Genomic DNA, 19,128 nt, shown 5'->3' on the forward strand with positions numbered 1-19,128 from the left:
TCAGCCCATGAAGTATTTGCTGAGGAAATAGCGGTTCAGCGGTGTCGCTTCCGCGATCTCCACCAGATAGCAGTGGGGCTCTTGCGGCATCGCCCGACTGTCGATCACCCGGCCCTGTACCCGGCACAGCTTGGTGCGAAAACGGGCGCCCCGGACAAAGTGTTTGGTCAGGACCATCTCCAGCTCCTGGCTGGTGTCGGTCAGCGGGTGAGACAGGGCAACCAGCATCGCATCGTAGGTGATGTTGACGATATGGCCCTGAATGGGCGGCTGGCACTGCAACTGGACCCGGGCCCGACGGGGCTTATAGCGTCGGGTATGGCGACGTTCACTCCACTGCTGACCATGGACAATGCGCCCACCGGTGTTGCGCAGTAACCGCCAGCATTGGCGCAGCAGTCGTTGGCTCAACACCAGGTTGGCCCGGAGGAAGAACAGGAGATCGCCCCGCAGATGTCGTCGGTTGATGTAGACGTTATCGATAAAACTGCGGATCCGCTTGTCGGTGCCGTGTGGGGTAAAGAGTTGCGAATACCCCAAGATGCCCGGTGCGACACGGAAGCGATGATCGTAGAAGGGGATCTCCTTGCACATCTTCTCGTAGACCGCCGGACGCTCCGGTCGCGGGCCGATCAGGGCCATATCGCCCTTGATGACACACCAGACCTGGGGCAGTTCATCCAGGTGAGTATCCCGGAGAAACTGGCCAAAAGGGGTCACCAGCTTCTGGCTGGGATCAAGCAGCTTGGCGCCAATGATCGACTCCGCGTCGGGCACCAGGGTGCGGAACTTGTAGAGAGTGAAGGGGGCACGGTTCTTACCCAGGCGGGTGCCCCGGTAAAACACCGGACCACCATCCTGAAGCTTGATGATGAAGGCAAACACCAACCCAAGGGGCAGGGAGAGCAGCAACATCAGCCAAACCACCAGCAGTTCCAGCAGACGACTCCAACGCTTAACCGGTATGGCAGAACCGATTGAGCGGGACACAAACTGATTCATCATTCAGGGCCTTTCGATACCGACTGAGAGGCGGGTGCAACGTGAGGTAAAGAGAGCAGTGTGGGCAGGCCCAGGTGTTGCTGGGAGTCTTCTGCCCGCTTAAAGCTGTGATCAAAGAACTCGTTGATAAAGCCGATGCAGATGCCGGTGATCAGCGCCACGATCAGGCCGACCGGCAGCATGGTTTTCCAACGGGGGAACAGGGGCTCCAACTGGGCTTCCGGTTGAACCAGCACCACCACCTGGGCATTCAGATGCTCATCGCTGAAACGGCTCTGGATATCCGCTTGCTCCCGGCGCTTGTAGAAGGTCTCGTAGGAGTAGCCCAGCAGTTTGATCTCCTGATCCAGACGCTCCAGTTGCAGCTTCACCTGCTGCAGCTCCACATTGCGCTGGTTCAGCACCATCATCCGCTGATTCAGGGTGTTGATCTCAGCGCGCAGCAATGCGGCCTGGTCAGACAGCTCCTGCTGCAGGTTGCTGATCTCCTCCCTCAGGATGTCGTAGGTTTGATCGATCTGATGGGCCAGCGCTTTGGCGGGCGGCGCATCCGGCAGATAGACCTGACTCATCTCGGTCTGGCGGGACACCAGAGACTGAATCTCGGTGGTCAGCTTCTGCACTGTGACATTGTCGATAAAGGAGAAGTAGTGCAGCGCCTGCTCATCCAGTGCCTGGGCCAGCTTCTGCTGACGGTGAGTGAGGCTTTGCGCTTCCTGGTCCAGTCGACTGAGCTGCAGCTTCAACTCGCGCAGCAGGGTGAGATTCTGCTCAATCTCCTGTGCCGGAGCCGCTGCCTGATGGGTTTCGATCAGCGCCATCTTCTCAGCCCGGCGTTGGCTCAACTGAGCGCTGTAATTGTCGGTCTGCTGAGTAAACAGGTCACGCAGGGTGTCCGGCTCAAACACCGTCGTCCGGTAAGTCAGGTAGCTGTTGACCACCGATTGCAGCACCTCGCTGCCCTCATCGGGATCCGGCCAGGCCAGACTGATGCGGATCACCTTTGAGGAGGGCACCACCTTGGTGCCCAGCTTGGCCGCCAGTCCCCGGGTGGCTTTCACCCATTCAGCTTCATCCTCTGGCGCTTCCCAGAGGCCCTGCTCAACCAGACGCTCAACCGCCTGCCGCAACACCGCCTGTGAGGTGATGATGGCCACTTCGGAGTTGAGGTCATCTTCGTTGACCGGATTGACCCGAAGCATGGTCTCTTCCAGCATCTCCGGCGTGCGTTCCACCTGCTTCGATTTAAGCAGCACGGTGGAGTCGATCTGGTATACCGACGGCCAGAACAACAGCACCGCCAGCACCATCAGGAAGACCAGCAGCGCAACCCGCTGAATCAACCATTTCTGCATGAACAGGATGGTGACCAGTTCGCGTAGCGGATTCTCGGTTCCCTGGGCCTGACGGTCCGGGAAAGGGGTTGTCACGTTTTGCATCAGTTGTCACTCGGTCGGAAGCTGAAGCCCCAGCCGCGGTACAGCAGCAGGACGTCGGCAAGTTGTCGCATGACGGCGGAAGCGGTGGCCAGGGAGGTGCTGGGTACGTAGACCACGTCATCAGGCATCAGGTAGAAGTGGCTGCTGCCGGCCCCGAGTTGCAGGGCGCTGTCGAGATCCACGCGGGTGCCCACCAGCTTCTTACCCTGTCGGCGAACCACCACGATGTGATCGAGTCGGGCAGAGGGGCTGTGGCTGCCCGCCATGGCCAGTGCCTGAGCCACGGAAGTGGGCTTACTGATCTTGATGGCGCCCGGTTTACCCACTTCACCCAGAACGTAGATCTGGGAACCCGCGTGCTTCTCCAGGAAGAGGTCCACATGCAGGCTGTTGCTGATCTTGTTGTAGTGATCGTTCAACTCGGCATTCACCTGCTGGATGGTGCGGTCAGCCACGTAGAGGTCGCCCACCATGGGGAAAGTGACAAAGCCATCGGGGCGGACGGTTACCAGTCGGCTCAAACCCCGGGAGGCGGTGTGCAGGTCTTTTTTCAGCTCACGGATCTGGGTCAGGTACTCCGGCAGCGTTACGTAGATTTGAGGATCCCGCAGAATGTCACTGAAGGACTCGCGAAGCTCCGCCGTGAGCTCATCCGTGGTCTTGTTGTAGACGTTTACTGCGCCGATGTAGGGCAGAGCGATGGTGCCATCCGGCAGGATCTTCTGCTCCTGATCCAACTCCGGGGCATTCACAAAGCGGACGGAAACCGTATCCCCCAGAGAGATGCGGTAAGCCTTCTCGCGGGACCAGGTCTGGATCTGAAACAGAACGTCGAGCTGGTCTCCCGGTACGATGCGGTACTGGGAGAGGATCTGATACTCAGGCTCGGTAAAGGAGAAGGTGTCCTGAGCCAGGGTGACCTCTTCGCCAATGGGGAAATCATTGGTCGAACAACCCGCCAGGAACAGCAACATGATGGCCGCCAGCACGTGACGGCAGAGAGAGTTAAAACTTGCCATAGAGTCGGCTCGGGACGTAGTAACGACGTTGGTTCATGACGGAACCGATGACGTGGTCACCGGCGCTTTTAAGGCGTTCCAATGCCACCTGGGCGACCTGCCACTTGGTGACTTCGCATTGCAGAACAAGCAGAGTCGCGGCCGCCAATTGGTGGATGGCGAGCGTCTCAGGGGTATCCAGTACGGCAGGACCATCGATCACCACCACCTCGTACTGCGCCAGCAATTGGGCCCAACGCTCAGAAAGCTGGTCGTTGTCCTTATGCCAAAGACTGCGGGGGCCTTCTCCCCAGGGCATCACCTCCAGCCGATCAAACTCCGTTTTCTGCGGTGCTGCCTGGTCATCCCCCTGCAGGTACTGAGCAAGTCCGAGCTGCCCGTCCAACTGAAACAGGCGGGCCATAGGGCTGGCAGAGGGGTCGGCGCTGACCAGAAGGACGCGGCTGTTGCTGTGCTGGGCCAGGGTGTGGGCCAGGGCGATGGCGGTGGTGGTTTTTCCTTCACCGCGACGGGCGCTGGTCACCAGAAGAGAGGCTGGCAGTCCGCCTTCATCATTACGGAACAGGTTACCGCGAAGTTGTGAAAGCTCCCGTTGACTCGCAAACAGGATGCGGCGCGCCTCCCCCGTCAGAACCCCTGACGTTTGGGCGTTAGAGTGTGGCATGGCAAGTCCTTGGCCGACGAGTTGTGATCACCAGGGCGATGATCTCGCCTGTTATCGATAGTCGCTAGAGATTCTACCATGTTGAAAAACATGGGCAAATTCTCGAGCGCTGTAAGTTTCTTGTTGGGCTTTGACTGGAAAGAACGTAAAGGGAGAGATATTTGGATCAAAAAAAGCCGGCAGGGTGCCGGCTTTTCGAGGAATCACCCGTTCACTCGATGTTTTGGATCTGCTCGCGCATCTGCTCAATCAGCACTTTCAGTTCCACTGCGGCGGCGGTGATGTCGGCGCTGATCGATTTGGAGGCCAGGGTGTTCGACTCCCGGTTGAACTCCTGCATCATAAAGTCGAGGCGACGGCCACAGGCGCCACCCTTCTTCAGGATCTTACGGGTTTCCGCAACGTGAGCATCCAGGCGGTCCAGCTCTTCCGCGACGTCGATCTTCTGAGCCATCAGAATCATCTCCTGCTCCAGACGAGCCGGGTCGAGATCCTCTTTGATGTCTGCCAGACGGTCGGTAAGACGCTGACGCTGCCACTCCAGAATCTGTGGCATCCGCTCGCGAACGTAGGCGGATTGGGTGCTGATCCCTTCCAGGCGCTGCAGGATCAGGGCTTCCAGTGCTTGACCCTCGGAGGCGCGGGCGTCGACAAAGTCGTCCACCACGTCGTTGAACTTGGCCAGCAGGTCCTGACTGATCTTGTCCATGTCCTGCTCGCCGCCCTCCAGTACACCGGGCCACTTAAGCAGGTCCACCAGCTGAATCTGACCGATGCCGGCCATGGTGTGCAGGTGCTGTGCTTTTTCGATCAGCTGGCGGGCCAGGGACTCGTTCATATTGAGCGTGTCGACCTGTTGCGCCAGGTCAAAGCGCAGATTGACCTCCACCTTGCCCCGGGTCAGACGTTGACGCAGACGTTCGCGCAGTACCGGCTCCAAACCCCGCATCTGTTCAGGAAGACGCAGATAGGTTTCCAGGTAGCGTTGGTTTACGGAGCGAATCTCCCAGGAGGCGGTGCCCCAGTCGGCTTTCAGTTCACCGCGGCCGTAGGCGGTCATGCTGTGGATCATGGTAAGGGTGCCCATTCGTGAAGTGCTGCCCAAGTATACCGATTCGCGTGGGCCCTTGATAGACGAAAGCCCACCGGGAGGTGGGCTTTGAGAGATGGCCAGAATCAGTTTTTCGCGGCTTTAACCGGCATGTAGGGGCCGGTTGGTATCGCCGTGTAGGGTCCGGCTATCACGTCGTTGTTGGCCTGCCGCGTCAACGGCATGTAGTTGGGTGCGGCGCGCTCAATTGCCGCGGTAATGGCGCTGGCCAGCAGGTCCGCGAGGGGATCGCCGGTGGAGCCGCCATCGGGTGAATAGGTCATCTGCTTGATGGTTTTCCACAGAGTTTCGCCGGTGTGAGCGCTGCGGATCTCGTACTCGAATTCAACAATGGTGGTGGTCGACAGCAGCACGTACTGCGAGTCCCATTTGTTGATCGTTACGTACAGTACCGCATCCGTACCAAACAGCGTTTGATAGCGCTGGGTGGGCAGGGCATGCATCTCGGTGGGCTCTGCGATCCCTTCCCCTTCCATGATCATCTTGACCGTGTTGACCGGAAAGACATAGTAGCCTCGTTCCGCCAACGGTCTGGAGATGGTGGAGAGAAAGTAACCGGGGGCATCCACATCCACAGAGTGGTTCACTGGCGGCAGCACCAGAATGGAGCGTGGGGCCTCGGCCTGAAACGCGGAGGTGTCCATTGCCGTGGGCGATTGCGTGGCGCAACCGCTCAGGATCAGCAGCAGAAGCGGACAGAGGGACTTAATCCATCGCATTGGTCGGTTCCTCGCTGGCGCTGTTGGACGGCAGGCGTCGCTCAAGGTTGGTGATGAGTGCGGTCATCAGGGCTTTGCTCTCGGGCCAGGTGTCGCGCTCGACGCCGTACCAGTGGATGGCCTGCTCAACGTCGCCAGCCTGAAGGTAGGCGCTGCCGAGTTCGGCGTAGATCCCCGGTGCCACCGGCTTGCCTCCCGCTTCGATGGTCCGTTGCAGACTCTCGACGTACACCTTGAACTCTTCCGGTGACGACTGCTGCTTATACAGCGCCTGCTCGTACTCGCCCCACTGGTACAGCTCCTGCTGGGTGGCACACCCCACCAGGAGCAGACTCAGCAAAATGGAAAGAAACGTGGTTTTTTTCATGGGCTTTTACTGAATCTTGATGGTTGAGATGAGGTTGCCGTCGACGTAGACCTTTTTCTCGAATACCACTTCGCCGTTTCGGATGATGGAGACAAGGTGCGTGCCCTCCTTCACAGGGATGGTGAGGGTCTCCGGCTCCTGGAAGCGATGCAGCGGACCAAGCTCCTGGCCGTTGATGACCACCAGATCATCCGGTTGCCCGCCCTGCAGCAGGAGTTGCGGTTGTTCAGGGGCGGACTGAAGGGTGGAGTTCGGAGCGCAACCCACCGTTAGCATGACAAATAACACCATAAGGACATGTTTCATGACTGGCTCCTCACTCTGCCGTGATAATCAGCTTGGCGATGTCCTGGCCCTCAATGGAACCGGACAATACGGTAGCAACGCTGCCTTCATTGGTTTCGTTGTCGCCAAAGGTACTGGCGACCCGGATGCGCGCGATCTCGGTGCCCGGCAGGGAGATGACAAACCCGGTTTGCGGGGATTTCACCGCTTTGCCCTGGGTTTTGACCACCAGTTCCTGACCGGGGTTGATCCCCTGGCTGGTGCCGCCGGAGATGAACACCGCATCGTCCTGAATGTCGAGAATGTAGGTTTCCCACGGGCGATCCATCAGTTTCCCGACCAGGCCGCTCATCACTTCGCTCAGTGCGGCATTGATGGCCTTATCGTTGAGCGTGGCGTCGTATTCAGCACGGCTGCCGAATCCCATGACGGATTCCGATTCCAGCGTGGCCTCGGCACTGCCGGAGGTTGAAAAGAACACATGGCCGGTTTTCACGTCCACCAGACGCAGCTCCACCTTGGCGTAGGCGGTCTGGGCTTTGGTGGATGACAGGAAGCCCCGTTCGCCGGTGGTGCGTCGTCCGAACTCAGTGAGAGAGCCCAGAATCAGTGTGTCGACGCCGACCAGTTGATTGTCCTGATTGGTCAGCGCCTGCTCGGCCTGGATCTTGTCGATGTCCGGGCGCTCAAAGACGAGGAAGTGCTGACTTTCCACCAGTTTGGCGGCCAGCATGTCGGAGACCTGCTTGCCCAGGGGATCGTTACTGTTGTCGTACAGGAGGGAGCGCCCGTAGTTGGTTTCGTTGCTGACCCGACCGATGGCGATCTTCCGTTTCAGGGTCGGGGACGTTGGTGAAGCGACCTCGTTGGCGACGGGGGCGATGGGGGCAACGGTGGGCGGTGGGGTGGCGGTTGCACAGCCTCCCAGCGCAACAGCAAAAGCGGCGATGACTAGCGAACGATTTGACATCGGTGATCTCCATGTCATTGATGGACAAATCGATTCTATGGCCTGGCACCCTGCTCAATCAATGAGCAATTGCTTTGGAACCGTACAGACTCTGTAAGCTCGTCGCCTTTGGTTTGGCACCAGCCGGTCGAGTCCCGCTATAATGGCCGCCACTTTTCCACAGAGCAGGTTAACGATATGCGTTCAAACGGCAGAGCGGCGGGTCAGGTGCGCCCGGTTTCCATCACCCGAAACTTTACCGCACACGCGGAAGGGTCCGTGCTGGTGGCCTTTGGCAACACCAAGGTGATCTGTACCGCTTCCGTTGAGGAAGGGGTACCGCGTTTTCTGCGTGGGAAAGGGCAGGGGTGGGTAACCGCCGAATACGGCATGCTGCCCCGGGCGACCCACAGCCGCAACGACCGCGAAGCGGCACGCGGCAAACAGAGTGGTCGCACTATGGAGATTCAGCGCCTGATTGGCCGCAGCCTGCGTGCTGCGATGGATCTGAAGGCGCTGGGCGAAGTGACCATCACCATCGACTGTGACGTGATCCAGGCGGATGGGGGCACCCGTACTGCCGCCATTACCGGCGCTTGTGTCGCGCTGATGGACGCCATCGATTACCTCAAAGGTAAGGGGCTGATTAAGGTGAGCCCGCTGAAGCAGCAGATTGCGGCCATCTCCGTGGGCATTGTGGGTGAGCATGCGGTGTGCGACCTGGATTACCCGGAAGACTCCAGTGCAGAAACCGATATGAACGTGGTGATGACCGAAGACGGTCGCATCATTGAGGTGCAGGGTACCGCCGAAGGCGAGCCTTTCACCCATGACCAGATGCTGGAGATGATGGCTCTGGCCAAAACTGGCGTTGACCAGCTGATCGCCGCCCAGAAAGCGGCATACAACAACAATTGATAATCTCTGATAAACGCGGCCCCTTTGAGGGCCGCGTCTTTGTACCCAGGAGTCCGACGTGAAAGCCTATCAAAAAGCCTTTATTGAATTTGCCCTTGAGCGCCAGGTGCTGCGTTTTGGTGAGTTCACCCTTAAGTCCGGCCGTACCAGCCCCTACTTCTTTAACGCGGGCCTGTTTAACCGTGGTTCTGACCTGGCCAAGCTGGGCCGTTTCTACGCGGCGGCGCTGGCGGATTCCGGCATTGAGTTTGATCTGCTGTTTGGCCCCGCTTACAAGGGCATTCCGATCGCTACCACCACCGCCGTGGCGCTGGCGGACCACCATGAGATGGATCTGCCCTACTGCTTCAACCGCAAAGAAGCTAAAGACCATGGTGAAGGTGGCAACCTGGTGGGCGCGGAGCTGAAGGGCAAAGTGATGCTGGTGGACGATGTGATCACCGCCGGCACCGCAATTCGTGAGTCGATGGAGATCATTCAGCACAACGGCGCCGAGCTGGCGGGCGTGCTGATCGCACTGGATCGTCAGGAGAAGGGCAAGGGCGAACTCTCCGCGATTCAGGAAGTGGAGCGTGACTTTGGCTGCCAGGTGGTGTCCATCGTTACCCTGACCGACCTAATCAGCTACCTGGCGGAGCAGCCGGGCCGCGAAGCGGAACTGGCGGCGGTAAAAGCCTACCGTGAGCAGTACGGCATCTGAGTTCAGATGAAACAAAAAAACGCGCCAATCGGCGCGTTTTTTATTGGGCTGACACTCAGCTCTGCAGCAACTGGCGCTGGATAAAGGCCCACTGCTCAGAGAAGTTTTTGGTGGGCAGCTCTTTAAACTCACTGCGCACAAACTGAGCGATACGGCCCTCAGCCCAGGACAGCAGCAGGTTGGCCAGCATCCCCTCTTCAAGGTAGAAACCCTGGCCCTCGCGCAGGCTCTTTTCGCGCAGCGCTTGCTTCAGGTTGGTTTCCACCTTGTTGAACAGCAGATTGATGCGACCGCGCAGACGGTCCTGTTCGCCGGTGAGGGCGTCGCCGGTCAGCAACCGGGTGATGCCCGGGTTGCGCTCGGCGAAGGTCAGCAGCAGTTGCAGCATCAGCTGACAGCGCACCATGGTGTCCTTCTCCTCCTGCATCACCAGATTGATGCGGGACAGCAGGGATTCTTCGATGAACTCAATCAGCCCTTCGAACATCCGCGCTTTGGAGGGGAAATGGCGGTACAGTGCCGCCTCGGATACGCCGACTTCCGCCGCCAGTTTTGCCGTGGTGATCCGCTGTCCCGGAGAAGTTTCCAGCATCCGGGCCAGGCATTGAAGGATGTGTTCGCGGCGGTTTTTCTTGTTGTTGGTTGCCATCGTGGCAGCAAGCTCCGTCTTACAGGGTCCCTGAGTGACCAAAGCCCCCTTCACCGCGGGAAGAGGCGTCAAAATCATCCACCAACTTGAACGCGGCCTGCACGACAGGCAGGAACACCAGCTGAGCGATGCGCTCGCCCGGGTTCATGGTGAAGCTGTCCTGGCCACGGTTCCAAACCGATACAAACAGCTGGCCCTGGTAATCGGAGTCGATCAGGCCGACCAGGTTACCCAGCACGATGCCGTGCTTATGGCCCAGGCCGGAGCGGGGCAGGATGGTGGCCGCGAGGCCCGGGTCGCCGATGTGGATAGCCAGACCGGTAGGCACCAGCTCGGTTTGGCCCGGTGCCAGAGTCAGTGGGGTGTCCAGCATGGCGCGCAGATCCATGCCAGCGGAACCCGGAGTTGCGTAATCGGGCAGGGGCCATTCACTTCCCAGACGGGAATCGAGGATCTTCAGTTCAATCGGCGTTTTCATCGGCAGGCTAGGTGGTCCGCAATGGTGTCTAACATCAATCGTGCCTGTTGCCCTTTATCACTGTGACCGAGGCTCTTCTGGCCATCGGCCCAGTACAGGGTCAGGGCGTTATGGTTGGCATTGAATCCCTGATCCGGCTTGGACACGTCGTTGGCGGCGATAAGATCCAGCCCTTTACGGGCCAATTTATCGCGGGCGTATTGTTCCACATTATCCGTTTCAGCGGCAAACCCCACGGTAAAGGGACGGGGCTGCTGTTGGGCGACGGTGGCCAGAATATCCGGGTTGCGAACCAGTTCGACGACCATTCGCTCATTGGACTTCTTGATCTTGTTGTCGGCAACGGCGACAGGACGATAATCCGCCACGGCAGCGCAGCCAATAAAGATGTCCTGGCCGGGCAGGGCGTTGAGTACCGCCTCAAGCATCTGTTCCGCCGATTCCACATCGATGCGGGTGACGCCGGAAGGGGTGGCGAGGTTCACCGGTCCACTCACCAGCGTGACCTCCGCACCCAGCGCGGTAGCCTGTTCTGCCAGAGCAAAGCCCATCTTCCCGGAGCTGTGGTTGGAGAGAAAGCGCACCGGGTCAAGGGCTTCCCGGGTGGGGCCGGCGGTCAGCAGCAGCTTTTTGCCAGCCAGAGGTTTGGGCCCATCGTTCAGCGCTGCAACGGTGGCTTCCACGATCGCTTCCGGTTCCCACATCCGCCCAGGACCCACTTCACCGCAGGCCTGATCGCCACTGTCCGGGCCCCAGAGGGTCACTCCCCGGCGGGCAACCGTTTCCAGATTGGCTTGGGTGGCGGCATGAAGATACATCTGCTGATTCATGGCCGGAGCCAGGTACACCGGCGCGGTGGTGGCCAGGCAGGCGGTAGTGAGCAGGTCGTCTGCCATGCCCGCCGCCAGACGGGCGATCAAGTTGGCGCTGGCAGGAGCAACAATCACTGCATCGGCCCAGCGCGCCAGGTCGATATGGCCCATGGCGGATTCGGTGGCCGGGTCGAGAATATCGTCCACCACCGGATGCCCGGAAACGGCCTGCAGGCTCATCGGCGTGACAAACGCTTTGGCGCCCTTGGTCAGGATCACACGGACATTGGCCCCCTGTTCACGCAGGCGGCGCACCAGGATCGGGGCCTTGTAGGCGGCAATGCCGCCACTGATGCCCAGAAGGATGTTGCGATTCGATAGGCTCATGCTGTTAGCCGGTTGCCCAAAATTGGGCCTAAGATAACACAGATATGGGATGAACTCGGCAAGGATGGCTGCCCGTGGATGGGAAATCGATAGCCCAGTGGCCCGCGTCAGAGCGGCCTCGAGAACGTCTACTGAAACAGGGGCCGGAGGCGTTAAGTGACGCCGAATTGCTGGCGATCTTTCTTCGCACCGGCGTGTCGGGCACCAGTGCTGTGGCGTTGGCTCGTCAGTTACTCGATGAGTTTGGCGATTTGGGTCACTTGTTGAATGCGTCAAAGCAACAATTTTGCGCAATCCGTGGCCTTGGCGAGGCGAAATACGTACAATTGCATGCCACCTTGGAACTGGCCCGCCGTTACCTAGCGATAGAGTGGCAGCGTGGCGAGCCCTTGAGTTCCCCCCATGCCGTGCGTGATTACTTGCGTCATCGCCTGCAGGGCCTGGAGGAGGAGCGATTTATGCTGCTGTTACTGGACAGCCAACATCGTGTCATTCAGACCGTCGAGTTGTCCCGTGGCACCATTGACGCGGCGCAGGTCTACCCCCGGGAAGTGGTCAAAACCGTTTTGCAGGCGAATGCCGCAGCGGTGATTTTGGCCCACAATCATCCCTCGGGTGTGGCTGAGCCCAGTCAGGCAGACCGTCATATAACCGGTCGAATCCAGCAGGCTCTGGCTCTGGTGGATGTCACCGTACTTGACCATCTTGTGGTAGGACGGGGACAAAGTTGCTCCTTTGCCGAACGTGGTTGGCTCTGAAAGCCGATCTCGTCGGCGTCGATCGCTTGATCTTTATCAGGCGATCTTGTATAAAATGCGCCCTTCGTGTGCCTCGGGCGACGGCCATACGAGGCACAGTGATAGCTCGAGCAAAGTTTTGGAGACTGAAATGTCTAAAGTATGTCAAGTTACTGGCAAGCGCCCGGTAACCGGGAACAACCGTTCCCACGCTAACAACGCTACCAAGCGTCGTTTCCTGCCTAACCTGCAAACCCACCGTTTCTGGGTTGAAGGTGAAAAGCGTTTCGTTAAGCTGCGTGTTTCCACTAAGGGCATGCGCATTATCGACAAGAAGGGCATCGAAGCTGTTCTGACCGAACTGCGCGCCCGTGGCGAAAAGATTTAAGGAGCTGAACGATGGCTAAGAAAGGCATTCGTGAGAAGATCCGCCTGGTTTCCTCTGCTGGTACCGGTCACTTCTACACCACCGACAAGAACAAGCGTAACATGCCGGAAAAATTCGAGATCAAGAAGTTTGATCCGACCATCCGTCAGCACGTTATGTACAAAGAAGCCAAGATCAAGTAATTGATTTTTGCCTCTTGCGAAAACCCGGCCTTGGCCGGGTTTTTTGTTATTTGGCGAGTGGGTTTATTAAATAACATCATGCAAATGATAATTGTTTGCATCTGGAGCTGGGGCAGAGTATGGTGTTCCTGTGATGACAGCAACAACTCATCGCATCCCTGCAAAAACTCACACATTTTCAGCCTTCCTATCGGGAGGCTGTTTTTTTAAGTGGCTGACTTTCCTGCCGATAACAGGTTCAATGGAGTTAGGTTCGCCATCTGGCGCGGGAGGCAGGCATGGCAAGGTCACGCAGAACATACAACAACTGGCTGATCTTTCTGGTGATCGGAGCGGGTGCACTGCTTTACTCCACCGGCAGGATGACCTCCCCATCGGGTAACAGCCATCCCTTGCTGCCGGAATCCGTCGGGATTGAGGCGCTGGTCTATGCCGACCTGATTGTCCGGCCCGAAGCCCATCAAATCCGTTCCTCTCCCGCCTACCCGGAAGCCTTGTTGCAGCGACTGATTCAGGCCTGGCACGAGGCCCGTCTGGTGCCGATTGCGGAGCCGGACCCCAAACCTACGACACCGATACAGGTGGATGTGTATCTGGACAATGGCTCTGCGCCACAAACCGCGCTACTGTACCCCCAGCAGGCGGCCGTTAAGATGCTGGGTCAGCCTCAATGGTGGCGGCTGGTGAACCAGGATATGGCGCTGCTGCTGCCCCCGGAACCGCCAACAGACACCACCCCGCAATAAGGAGAACCCATGCCGGAATTGCCCGAGGTGGAGGTGACCCGACGCGGTATCACCCCCCACCTGGAAGGACGGGCCGTCACGGAAGTGATCGTTCGTAACCCCAAGCTGCGTTGGCCCGTGGACCCTCAGATCCAGCAACTGGCCGGCCAACCCATCCGCAGTGTCAGTCGACGCGCCAAATACCTGCTTCTGGAAACGGACGCCGGTGTACTGATCCTGCATCTGGGCATGTCGGGCAGTCTGCGGGTGCTTTCTCCGGCTCCTGAGCCTGGTAAGCACGATCATCTGGATCTGGTGCTGGACAGCGGCGCGGTGCTGCGTCTGAACGACCCAAGACGATTTGGCGCGGCGATCTGGTGGCAACTGCCCCTGGACGCGCAGCCGCTTCTGAACCGGCTGGGGCCGGAGCCCCTGACTCTGGCGTTTAATGCGGAGCAGTTGGCAACGGCGCTCAAGGGCAAAACCAGCGCCATCAAGACGGCGCTGATGGACAATCATGTGGTGGTGGGTGTAGGCAACATCTACGCCAATGAGGCGCTGTTCGCTGCCGGGATCCACCCCAAAAAGCCGGCTGGCAAGCTCAGCAAGGCCCGTCTGGAGCGGTTGGTGGAGGAGGTCAAGGCGGTGCTGGCCCGAGCCATTGAGCAGGGCGGCACCACCTTAAAGGACTTTACCCAGGCCGATGGTAAGCCGGGTTACTTTGTTCAACAACTGAACGTCTATGGCCGGGGCGGGCAGCCCTGCGTTCAGTGCGGGGCGGAACTGAAAGAGATCAAACTGGGGCAGCGGGCCACCGTCTATTGTGGCCACTGTCAGCGTTGATCAGCGCTTGGCCAGCGCTTCGTTCAGCGCGGTCTGAACCGCTGGCGGCAGGAACTCCGTCACGTTACCGCCGTGCAGGGCCACCTCTTTGACCAGAGTTGAGGAGATAAAGGAGTTCTCCTCCGATGGGGTCAGGAACACGCTTTCTAGATCCGGGTTGAGGCGGCGGTTCATATTGGCCAGCTGAAACTCATACTCAAAGTCGGACACGGCCCGCAGGCCCCGGATCAGAACATGCGCGTTCTGCTGACGGGCAAACTCGGCCAGCAGGCCGGAGAAGCCCACCACTTCCACATTGCCCATCTCTGCCACTACGGTCTTCACCAGCTCCACTCGCTGCTCCAGGGTAAACAGGGGGCGCTTGGAGGGGCTGGCGGCAATGCCGACAATCACGCGATCAAACATGCGGCTGGCGCGCTGGATCAGGTCCAGATGGCCATTGGTGATGGGGTCGAAGGTACCGGGATAGATGGCGGTTTGGGTCATGTTTTGAAGTCACTGACAAAATGATTAGGGGCTAGTGTATCCAGACAGGGCGTCAGAGCCCAGTGCGTCTTCAGAATCCGGCCACAGCATCGCCGCTGCGTTTCGACACTGGTTTTCCGGCTGCACCCGTGGCACCTGAGTGAGGTTGAGCACCGCTTGAGTCAGGCCTTGCCGAGTCAATGCACAGCTCTCTATGCCCGCCCGTCTCGCGGCGCGATAGAGTGGGGCGGGATGCTCCGTGAGCGCCAGAGTGGGCCGACGGGCGCTGGCGGAGGTCAGCAAGCGGTGCCAGCTGTCGCTGATAACACCGCGGGCGACGTTCAGGTGTTGGATCAGCAATGGCTCATCGTCAGCGGGCAGCACGGTAACGCCTCGCAGTGACGGGGGAGACGAGCCCCGCATCCAAAGGTAGGTGGGGCATTGCCGCTTTATCGCCACCACCTGAGCCACTTCACTGACCAATTCCCTTTCCGCAGGGCTAAGCCGACTGCTCAGGGCAAACAGGTAACCGGGCGTCAGGCTGGGATCGGGCTCAACCTCTGGGACCCAAAGCGAAAAAGGATGGGGACGGGGTCGATGCCACAGCATAATTCGCAGCCAATCCCATAGGGATAATTCGCAGCCATCCAGAACCCAGATCGCCTCTACAGGGCTTCGCCGGGATAGGCCTCTCAGCTGCTGGGGCAATAGCGTCAGGATCACTCTGGCCCCCGCCAGAGGCCAGGTTTCGGGTAGGGGGCAATGGCTGATCACTGTGGTGCCGGGGTGGCACAAAAGAAAATCGGGGATCGATTTGAAGGCGACCTGGTTCGGACGTTGCTGGTATCCCGCCCAGTGGATCGCCACCTTGCCGTCCAGTGTGGCGGCAAGCGCCAGGTAGTTGAGCAGCAGCTCTTCGCCCTGCTGGCCGGCAGGGGGGATCAGCAGAAGCGTTGCCATCTTGGCTGAGGCTGAGGCAGTGGTCATCGATTCCCCGTAATCTTCTCCATCATGGACGGCAGTGACAGTGCTTTTTGGTTGAATCACGGTTTAGATTGTTGTCCACAAAGCGACTGGTCGCCTTACGACCTTAGCGTATGGGTGCTCGCAATAGGAAGGGAAACGGCGCCATCTGTGAATCCTAGTGCAGCCAGGGCCGGGCTTTAGAGAAATCCCTATCCCAGGTCACTTCGATGGTGTTGCGAAAACTGTGCGCTGGAACAGCGCTGGCATTGAAAGTGTCCATTGATAATCCGGCAGCGTGTTACCATCGCCGGTTTAGTGCGATCAGTTTCGGGAACAAAACCATGCCCAATACTCTCAAGGCTTTTGTGATCAATCTGGATCGAAGCCCAGAACGAATGGAAGGGATATCGAAGAATCTTGATGCTTTAGGTATCCCCTTTGAGCGCGTAGCCGCTGTTGATGGCTCAAAACTGACTGAGCAGGAGATTGCCGAGCACTACTGTGAAGCGCTGAATAAAACGCTGCACTATCGACCGATGAAAGCGGGTGAAGTGGCTTGTTATCTCAGTCATCGCAAAGTGTGCCAGCAGATCCTGGACAGTGGCCTGGATTACGGCCTGGTGCTGGAGGATGACGCCGAGCTGGTTCCCGGAAGCCGGGAGTTTGTGGAGAAAGCCGCCGCTTCTCATCAGCACTGGGACATCGTGAAGCTGTATGAAGGCCCCAACGCCAAGAAGGCGATTGATGCCCTGAAGGTGACCGAGCAGTTCAGCCTGACCGTAACGGCCAAAGTGCCTTCCGGCACCGTAGCGCAGATCATCTCCCGTGAGGGCGCCCGGAAGATCCTGGCCATGTCCGAACGCTTTGGCCGACCGATTGATCAGGATATTCGCCACTGGTGGCTGCATGATCTGAGGGTACTGGGGGTGTCACCGACATTGGTCAGCCACGTGGGGGAGGAAAGCGATATTGATGCCATCTCTGGCCATCGCAAAGTGCGTGATTACTCCAGGCTGAAACGGATGAAGCTCAAGCTGGCGTTCTCCATCTCTTCCAAGTTTCACGCCATGCCGAAACAGATTTTGGACGACATCCGCTCCTGATGCATCAAAAAAGGCTGCCCATCGCAGGCAGCCTTTTTCAGACAAAGATTGAGAGCAGATGCCTCATAACAAGGCGCATGTCCCCGTTATTCTCGGCATGGATCGCCTTCAATGAGCGATAGAGTTGGCCCCATCTTAAGCGATAGAAATTCTTCCTGATAAAGCGCTTCTCTTTGGTGACAACTTCATCAATGTCATCGTAGACAGGGTGATGCAGTAGCCCCTTCTCAACGTGTTTTCTCAGCTTTCGTATCAGGTTAAATTTGCCAAGTCGGGTCAGGTTTAATGACGCGCATGAGAACCCATGGTTAGCCAGTCTGCCACAGACAAAAGATTCGTCGTTGGGGTAAAAGCGGGATCCATCGTAGCGTTGAGCCAAAGCGACTCTTTCTGACTGCAGATACGCGACCGCCCTGTTAGAGAGGCGGACGAGAGGAAAAAAGCCGCCATAAGAGGTTTCATCGTAGTAGCGGTGGTAGTGCCTGGCCCAGGTGGCGGAGGGCTCCAGTTCCCTGAACCGGTGGATCAACAGATCCTCGGTGCGACTCCGGGATTCAGCGGTCAGTTTCTTCAGTGCTTCTGAGTCGGCGTAGACGTCGCTTTCGATCAGCCAGTAATAATCAAAATCACTGCGGCGCTCATAGACGCCGTAAAAGCAGTGGTCGCCACAACGCCAGCCCAGCCTATTAATACCGACATCAAGTCGATGAGTTTTGACGTAGTCGGGGAGACAGCAGATGTTGGCTTCACCCTCGATCTCCGTCGAATCGACAGCGATGAAGGCGGCACCTTCTCCAAAAGCACTTTGGAGCAGGGAGAAAAGCGCCCTTTCTTGCTGGCCGAACTGAGCACAGCGCAAGATGACGCATTCACTTGCATTTGTCATATCCACACCGGCATAAAAAGGTCAGATGGACTTTACGATCTCGATAATCTCTGTGGTTGATATGGAGGGGGTTCGTGGAAAGTAGACGACTTCACAGATGTCATTGAACTCGTCAAATTTGCCTTCCCAGTCGTCACCCATCGCAAGCACATCAGCACGATAGTAGTTGATGTAGTCACGTTTTTTTTCCAGAGACTCTTCGAAGAACACCTCATCAACAAAACTCAGTGACTGAATAATTTTGAGTCGGTCATACTGGTTGTAAACCGGTGCGCGATTCTTTTTCGACATATTGAGCGCGTCACTGGAAACACCAACGATCAAGGTATCTCCCAATGAAGCGCAGCGCTCCAGAATGTTGACATGTCCAACGTGGAACACGTCAAACGTACCGAATGTGATGACTCTCTTTTGCATAATTACACCAGCAATCCTTTATCAATGAGCATGGCTTTAAGCTTCTCGGATGATCCCGCATAACACTGAGCGTCTTTTTGAGTGAAAGTGTAGTTATTGAAATCAATGAAGTTACGGGTTTTTTTGATATTCCAATCGTTTCCGTAGTGCTGCTCAAAGATGGAAACCGGGTCAGTCGGCATCATTAAGCCGAGCGATTCATCGTGATGGAGCTCAATTTCGGGGTAACTGACTGAAAAGTAGCTATCAAAGTTTCTTAGCTTGATAGAGCCTTTTTTGCTTTTTACTTTGTTGCCGGTACGGAAATTCGGGCAAAGGTGAACGCTTCGCCCCGCCTCGTTTGAGAGGTAAAAGAAGTCGATCCCTACTTTCTTATAGGTAAAGCTCAACTCGATGAGTTCGTCATTGACTACGGATGCCCCTTTCAATGAGGCTCCGAGCGACTCCACCTTCTCGATGAACTTAAGAGACATCAATGAGCGGTCAAAAAAGGCAAAGTCGTAATCGTCTGCGAACAGGAAAGCCTTGTCCCGATGAAGAGAGAGTAGCGTCCCAAACATGGGGAAAACCGGTTCCTTCAGTGCCCTGACGAGTTCCAGAACCTCTTCAGAGAGATGGGAGTAATCTTTCTTGTTGCTTTCGATTATTCCCAATTTTGACAGCAGGGTTTTCAGTCCCATTTTTAATCTCCGAAATCGTCAGCTCTTTCTCAAGTCCGGTGCGAAAACCCATCGGGCTAAACGCATACTTCATTGTATATGTTGGAAAAAAGTAGTCTCGCTGTGACGATATAATCCCTCAGGTCATCGTCGTCACCGAAGGGGCGAGAGTCTAGCATATGCACTATGCCTTCTCGAATTGTGGCGGAATTCCCGACCCAGAAAGGGCGGGTTTTATGGCCAAGATCGCAAATTTCT

General features: G+C 57.6%; 25 protein-coding genes. 8 read left to right on the forward strand and 17 right to left on the reverse strand.

Annotated features, from left to right (window positions below; all coding sequences use genetic code 11):
- The 9 genes from KUV52_RS05040 to KUV52_RS05080 all read right to left on the reverse strand — a co-directional run bounded on the left by KUV52_RS05040 (position 1) and on the right by KUV52_RS05080 (position 7,576).
- The gene (locus tag KUV52_RS05040; protein ID WP_222524849.1) at positions 1 to 1,002 is read right to left on the reverse strand and encodes a sugar transferase; all 1,002 of its coding nucleotides are present in this window, start codon (positions 1,000 to 1,002) and stop codon (positions 1 to 3) included.
- Positions 1,002 to 2,441 (reverse strand): GumC family protein, encoded by a 1,440-nt coding sequence (locus KUV52_RS05045; protein ID WP_222524850.1) that lies wholly within the window; start codon positions 2,439 to 2,441, stop codon positions 1,002 to 1,004. The genes KUV52_RS05040 and KUV52_RS05045 overlap by 1 nt, the downstream gene beginning before the upstream one ends.
- Positions 2,441 to 3,460 (reverse strand): polysaccharide biosynthesis/export family protein, encoded by a 1,020-nt coding sequence (locus KUV52_RS05050; protein WP_222524851.1) that lies wholly within the window; start codon positions 3,458 to 3,460, stop codon positions 2,441 to 2,443. The genes KUV52_RS05045 and KUV52_RS05050 overlap by 1 nt, the downstream gene beginning before the upstream one ends.
- Positions 3,447 to 4,124, reverse strand: a complete 678-nt coding sequence (locus KUV52_RS05055; protein ID WP_222524852.1) for a CpsD/CapB family tyrosine-protein kinase — start codon at positions 4,122 to 4,124, stop codon at positions 3,447 to 3,449. The genes KUV52_RS05050 and KUV52_RS05055 overlap by 14 nt, the downstream gene beginning before the upstream one ends.
- Before the next feature lie 211 nt (positions 4,125 to 4,335).
- The gene (locus KUV52_RS05060; RefSeq protein ID WP_222524905.1) at positions 4,336 to 5,196 is read right to left on the reverse strand and encodes a YicC/YloC family endoribonuclease; all 861 of its coding nucleotides are present in this window, start codon (positions 5,194 to 5,196) and stop codon (positions 4,336 to 4,338) included.
- A gap of 104 nt (positions 5,197 to 5,300) precedes the next feature.
- On the reverse strand, positions 5,301 to 5,954 hold the full coding sequence (locus tag KUV52_RS05065; RefSeq protein ID WP_222524853.1) for a DUF799 domain-containing protein: 654 nt from the start codon (positions 5,952 to 5,954) through the stop codon (positions 5,301 to 5,303).
- On the reverse strand, positions 5,941 to 6,321 hold the full coding sequence (locus tag KUV52_RS05070) for a DUF4810 domain-containing protein (protein WP_222524854.1): 381 nt from the start codon (positions 6,319 to 6,321) through the stop codon (positions 5,941 to 5,943). The genes KUV52_RS05065 and KUV52_RS05070 overlap by 14 nt, the downstream gene beginning before the upstream one ends.
- A gap of 6 nt (positions 6,322 to 6,327) precedes the next feature.
- Positions 6,328 to 6,627, reverse strand: a complete 300-nt coding sequence (locus tag KUV52_RS05075; protein ID WP_222524855.1) for a hypothetical protein — start codon at positions 6,625 to 6,627, stop codon at positions 6,328 to 6,330.
- Positions 6,628 to 6,637: 10 nt separating this feature from the next.
- On the reverse strand, positions 6,638 to 7,576 hold the full coding sequence (locus KUV52_RS05080) for a CsgG/HfaB family protein (protein WP_222524856.1): 939 nt from the start codon (positions 7,574 to 7,576) through the stop codon (positions 6,638 to 6,640).
- Positions 7,577 to 7,753: 177 nt separating this feature from the next.
- Between KUV52_RS05080 and rph the strand changes: the two genes are divergently transcribed.
- Both rph and pyrE read left to right on the forward strand, forming a co-directional pair.
- Positions 7,754 to 8,473, forward strand: a complete 720-nt coding sequence (gene rph / locus KUV52_RS05085) for a ribonuclease PH (RefSeq protein WP_222524857.1) — start codon at positions 7,754 to 7,756, stop codon at positions 8,471 to 8,473.
- A gap of 58 nt (positions 8,474 to 8,531) precedes the next feature.
- Positions 8,532 to 9,173 (forward strand): orotate phosphoribosyltransferase, encoded by a 642-nt coding sequence (gene pyrE / locus KUV52_RS05090; RefSeq protein ID WP_222524858.1) that lies wholly within the window; start codon positions 8,532 to 8,534, stop codon positions 9,171 to 9,173.
- 55 nt (positions 9,174 to 9,228) lie between these two features.
- Here pyrE and slmA read toward each other — a convergent pair whose 3' ends face one another.
- The 3 genes from slmA to coaBC are packed head-to-tail and all read right to left on the reverse strand — an operon-like array spanning position 9,229 to position 11,499.
- Positions 9,229 to 9,822, reverse strand: coding sequence for a nucleoid occlusion factor SlmA (slmA, locus tag KUV52_RS05095; protein WP_222524859.1), 594 nt, complete (start codon positions 9,820 to 9,822; stop codon positions 9,229 to 9,231).
- Between the two features lie 19 nt (positions 9,823 to 9,841).
- Positions 9,842 to 10,300 carry a dUTP diphosphatase gene (gene dut / locus KUV52_RS05100; protein ID WP_222524860.1) on the reverse strand — a complete coding sequence of 153 codons (459 nt, stop codon included), beginning with the start codon at positions 10,298 to 10,300 and terminating at the stop codon, positions 9,842 to 9,844.
- Positions 10,297 to 11,499 (reverse strand): bifunctional phosphopantothenoylcysteine decarboxylase/phosphopantothenate--cysteine ligase CoaBC, encoded by a 1,203-nt coding sequence (gene coaBC, locus KUV52_RS05105; protein WP_222524861.1) that lies wholly within the window; start codon positions 11,497 to 11,499, stop codon positions 10,297 to 10,299. The genes dut and coaBC overlap by 4 nt, the downstream gene beginning before the upstream one ends.
- A gap of 74 nt (positions 11,500 to 11,573) precedes the next feature.
- Here coaBC and radC point away from each other — a divergent pair, with 74 nt between their 5' ends.
- From radC to mutM, 5 genes are all read left to right on the forward strand, one after another.
- Positions 11,574 to 12,257, forward strand: a complete 684-nt coding sequence (radC, locus tag KUV52_RS05110; RefSeq protein WP_222524862.1) for a RadC family protein — start codon at positions 11,574 to 11,576, stop codon at positions 12,255 to 12,257.
- Between the two features lie 130 nt (positions 12,258 to 12,387).
- Complete coding sequence (rpmB, locus tag KUV52_RS05115; RefSeq protein ID WP_013343653.1) at positions 12,388 to 12,624, forward strand: 50S ribosomal protein L28; 237 nt, start codon at positions 12,388 to 12,390, stop codon at positions 12,622 to 12,624.
- An 11-nt stretch (positions 12,625 to 12,635) separates the two neighbouring features.
- Positions 12,636 to 12,806, forward strand: a complete 171-nt coding sequence (gene rpmG, locus KUV52_RS05120; RefSeq protein WP_013343654.1) for a 50S ribosomal protein L33 — start codon at positions 12,636 to 12,638, stop codon at positions 12,804 to 12,806.
- Between the two features lie 278 nt (positions 12,807 to 13,084).
- A complete protein-coding gene (locus tag KUV52_RS05125) occupies positions 13,085 to 13,552 on the forward strand; it encodes a hypothetical protein (protein ID WP_222524863.1) in 468 nt (155 codons plus the stop codon).
- Positions 13,553 to 13,561: 9 nt separating this feature from the next.
- Complete coding sequence (mutM, locus tag KUV52_RS05130; RefSeq protein ID WP_222524864.1) at positions 13,562 to 14,374, forward strand: bifunctional DNA-formamidopyrimidine glycosylase/DNA-(apurinic or apyrimidinic site) lyase; 813 nt, start codon at positions 13,562 to 13,564, stop codon at positions 14,372 to 14,374.
- On the opposite strand, the gene coaD is transcribed toward mutM, so the two are convergent.
- Positions 14,375 to 14,860 (reverse strand): pantetheine-phosphate adenylyltransferase, encoded by a 486-nt coding sequence (coaD, locus tag KUV52_RS05135; RefSeq protein ID WP_222524865.1) that lies wholly within the window; start codon positions 14,858 to 14,860, stop codon positions 14,375 to 14,377.
- Between the two features lie 24 nt (positions 14,861 to 14,884).
- Positions 14,885 to 15,826 (reverse strand): hypothetical protein, encoded by a 942-nt coding sequence (locus tag KUV52_RS05140; RefSeq protein ID WP_222524866.1) that lies wholly within the window; start codon positions 15,824 to 15,826, stop codon positions 14,885 to 14,887.
- 320 nt (positions 15,827 to 16,146) lie between these two features.
- Here KUV52_RS05140 and KUV52_RS05145 point away from each other — a divergent pair, with 320 nt between their 5' ends.
- Positions 16,147 to 16,908: a glycosyltransferase family 25 protein gene (locus KUV52_RS05145; protein WP_222524867.1), complete on the forward strand. Its 762-nt coding sequence runs from the start codon at positions 16,147 to 16,149 to the stop codon at positions 16,906 to 16,908.
- 37 nt (positions 16,909 to 16,945) lie between these two features.
- Here the strand turns inward: KUV52_RS05145 and KUV52_RS05150 are convergent, their stop codons facing one another.
- From KUV52_RS05150 to KUV52_RS05160, 3 genes are read right to left on the reverse strand one after another with little or no spacing between them, the layout of a single operon-like run.
- Positions 16,946 to 17,794, reverse strand: coding sequence for a hypothetical protein (locus tag KUV52_RS05150; RefSeq protein WP_222524868.1), 849 nt, complete (start codon positions 17,792 to 17,794; stop codon positions 16,946 to 16,948).
- Positions 17,795 to 17,815: 21 nt separating this feature from the next.
- Entirely contained in the window at positions 17,816 to 18,211 is a 396-nt protein-coding gene (locus KUV52_RS05155; RefSeq protein ID WP_222524869.1) for an adenylyltransferase/cytidyltransferase family protein, read from the reverse strand.
- Positions 18,212 to 18,213: 2 nt separating this feature from the next.
- A complete protein-coding gene (locus KUV52_RS05160) occupies positions 18,214 to 18,891 on the reverse strand; it encodes a hypothetical protein (RefSeq protein WP_222524870.1) in 678 nt (225 codons plus the stop codon).
- Positions 18,892 to 19,128 lie beyond the last annotated feature (237 nt).

The organism is Ferrimonas balearica, assembly GCF_019802055.1.
Lineage (GTDB): Bacteria > Pseudomonadota > Gammaproteobacteria > Enterobacterales > Shewanellaceae > Ferrimonas > Ferrimonas balearica_A.

What these genes read in the sequence shown, in the direction of transcription:
- KUV52_RS05040 (WP_222524849.1), bottom strand. Translation starts at nt 1,002, where the DNA reads ATGAATCAGTTTGTGTCCCGCTCAATCGGTTCTGCCATACCGGTTAAG.
- KUV52_RS05045 (WP_222524850.1), bottom strand. Translation starts at nt 2,441, where the DNA reads ATGCAAAACGTGACAACCCCTTTCCCGGACCGTCAGGCCCAGGGAACC.
- KUV52_RS05050 (WP_222524851.1), bottom strand. Translation starts at nt 3,460, where the DNA reads ATGGCAAGTTTTAACTCTCTCTGCCGTCACGTGCTGGCGGCCATCATG.
- KUV52_RS05055 (WP_222524852.1), bottom strand. Translation starts at nt 4,124, where the DNA reads ATGCCACACTCTAACGCCCAAACGTCAGGGGTTCTGACGGGGGAGGCG.
- KUV52_RS05060 (WP_222524905.1), bottom strand. Translation starts at nt 5,196, where the DNA reads ATGATCCACAGCATGACCGCCTACGGCCGCGGTGAACTGAAAGCCGAC.
- KUV52_RS05065 (WP_222524853.1), bottom strand. Translation starts at nt 5,954, where the DNA reads ATGCGATGGATTAAGTCCCTCTGTCCGCTTCTGCTGCTGATCCTGAGC.
- KUV52_RS05070 (WP_222524854.1), bottom strand. Translation starts at nt 6,321, where the DNA reads ATGAAAAAAACCACGTTTCTTTCCATTTTGCTGAGTCTGCTCCTGGTG.
- KUV52_RS05075 (WP_222524855.1), bottom strand. Translation starts at nt 6,627, where the DNA reads ATGAAACATGTCCTTATGGTGTTATTTGTCATGCTAACGGTGGGTTGC.
- KUV52_RS05080 (WP_222524856.1), bottom strand. Translation starts at nt 7,576, where the DNA reads ATGTCAAATCGTTCGCTAGTCATCGCCGCTTTTGCTGTTGCGCTGGGA.
- rph (WP_222524857.1), top strand. Translation starts at nt 7,754, where the DNA reads ATGCGTTCAAACGGCAGAGCGGCGGGTCAGGTGCGCCCGGTTTCCATC.
- slmA (WP_222524859.1), bottom strand. Translation starts at nt 9,822, where the DNA reads ATGGCAACCAACAACAAGAAAAACCGCCGCGAACACATCCTTCAATGC.
- dut (WP_222524860.1), bottom strand. Translation starts at nt 10,300, where the DNA reads ATGAAAACGCCGATTGAACTGAAGATCCTCGATTCCCGTCTGGGAAGT.
- coaBC (WP_222524861.1), bottom strand. Translation starts at nt 11,499, where the DNA reads ATGAGCCTATCGAATCGCAACATCCTTCTGGGCATCAGTGGCGGCATT.
- rpmB (WP_013343653.1), top strand. Translation starts at nt 12,388, where the DNA reads ATGTCTAAAGTATGTCAAGTTACTGGCAAGCGCCCGGTAACCGGGAAC.
- rpmG (WP_013343654.1), top strand. Translation starts at nt 12,636, where the DNA reads ATGGCTAAGAAAGGCATTCGTGAGAAGATCCGCCTGGTTTCCTCTGCT.
- KUV52_RS05125 (WP_222524863.1), top strand. Translation starts at nt 13,085, where the DNA reads ATGGCAAGGTCACGCAGAACATACAACAACTGGCTGATCTTTCTGGTG.
- mutM (WP_222524864.1), top strand. Translation starts at nt 13,562, where the DNA reads ATGCCGGAATTGCCCGAGGTGGAGGTGACCCGACGCGGTATCACCCCC.
- coaD (WP_222524865.1), bottom strand. Translation starts at nt 14,860, where the DNA reads ATGACCCAAACCGCCATCTATCCCGGTACCTTCGACCCCATCACCAAT.
- KUV52_RS05140 (WP_222524866.1), bottom strand. Translation starts at nt 15,826, where the DNA reads ATGACCACTGCCTCAGCCTCAGCCAAGATGGCAACGCTTCTGCTGATC.
- KUV52_RS05145 (WP_222524867.1), top strand. Translation starts at nt 16,147, where the DNA reads ATGCCCAATACTCTCAAGGCTTTTGTGATCAATCTGGATCGAAGCCCA.
- KUV52_RS05150 (WP_222524868.1), bottom strand. Translation starts at nt 17,794, where the DNA reads ATGACAAATGCAAGTGAATGCGTCATCTTGCGCTGTGCTCAGTTCGGC.
- KUV52_RS05155 (WP_222524869.1), bottom strand. Translation starts at nt 18,211, where the DNA reads ATGCAAAAGAGAGTCATCACATTCGGTACGTTTGACGTGTTCCACGTT.
- KUV52_RS05160 (WP_222524870.1), bottom strand. Translation starts at nt 18,891, where the DNA reads ATGGGACTGAAAACCCTGCTGTCAAAATTGGGAATAATCGAAAGCAAC.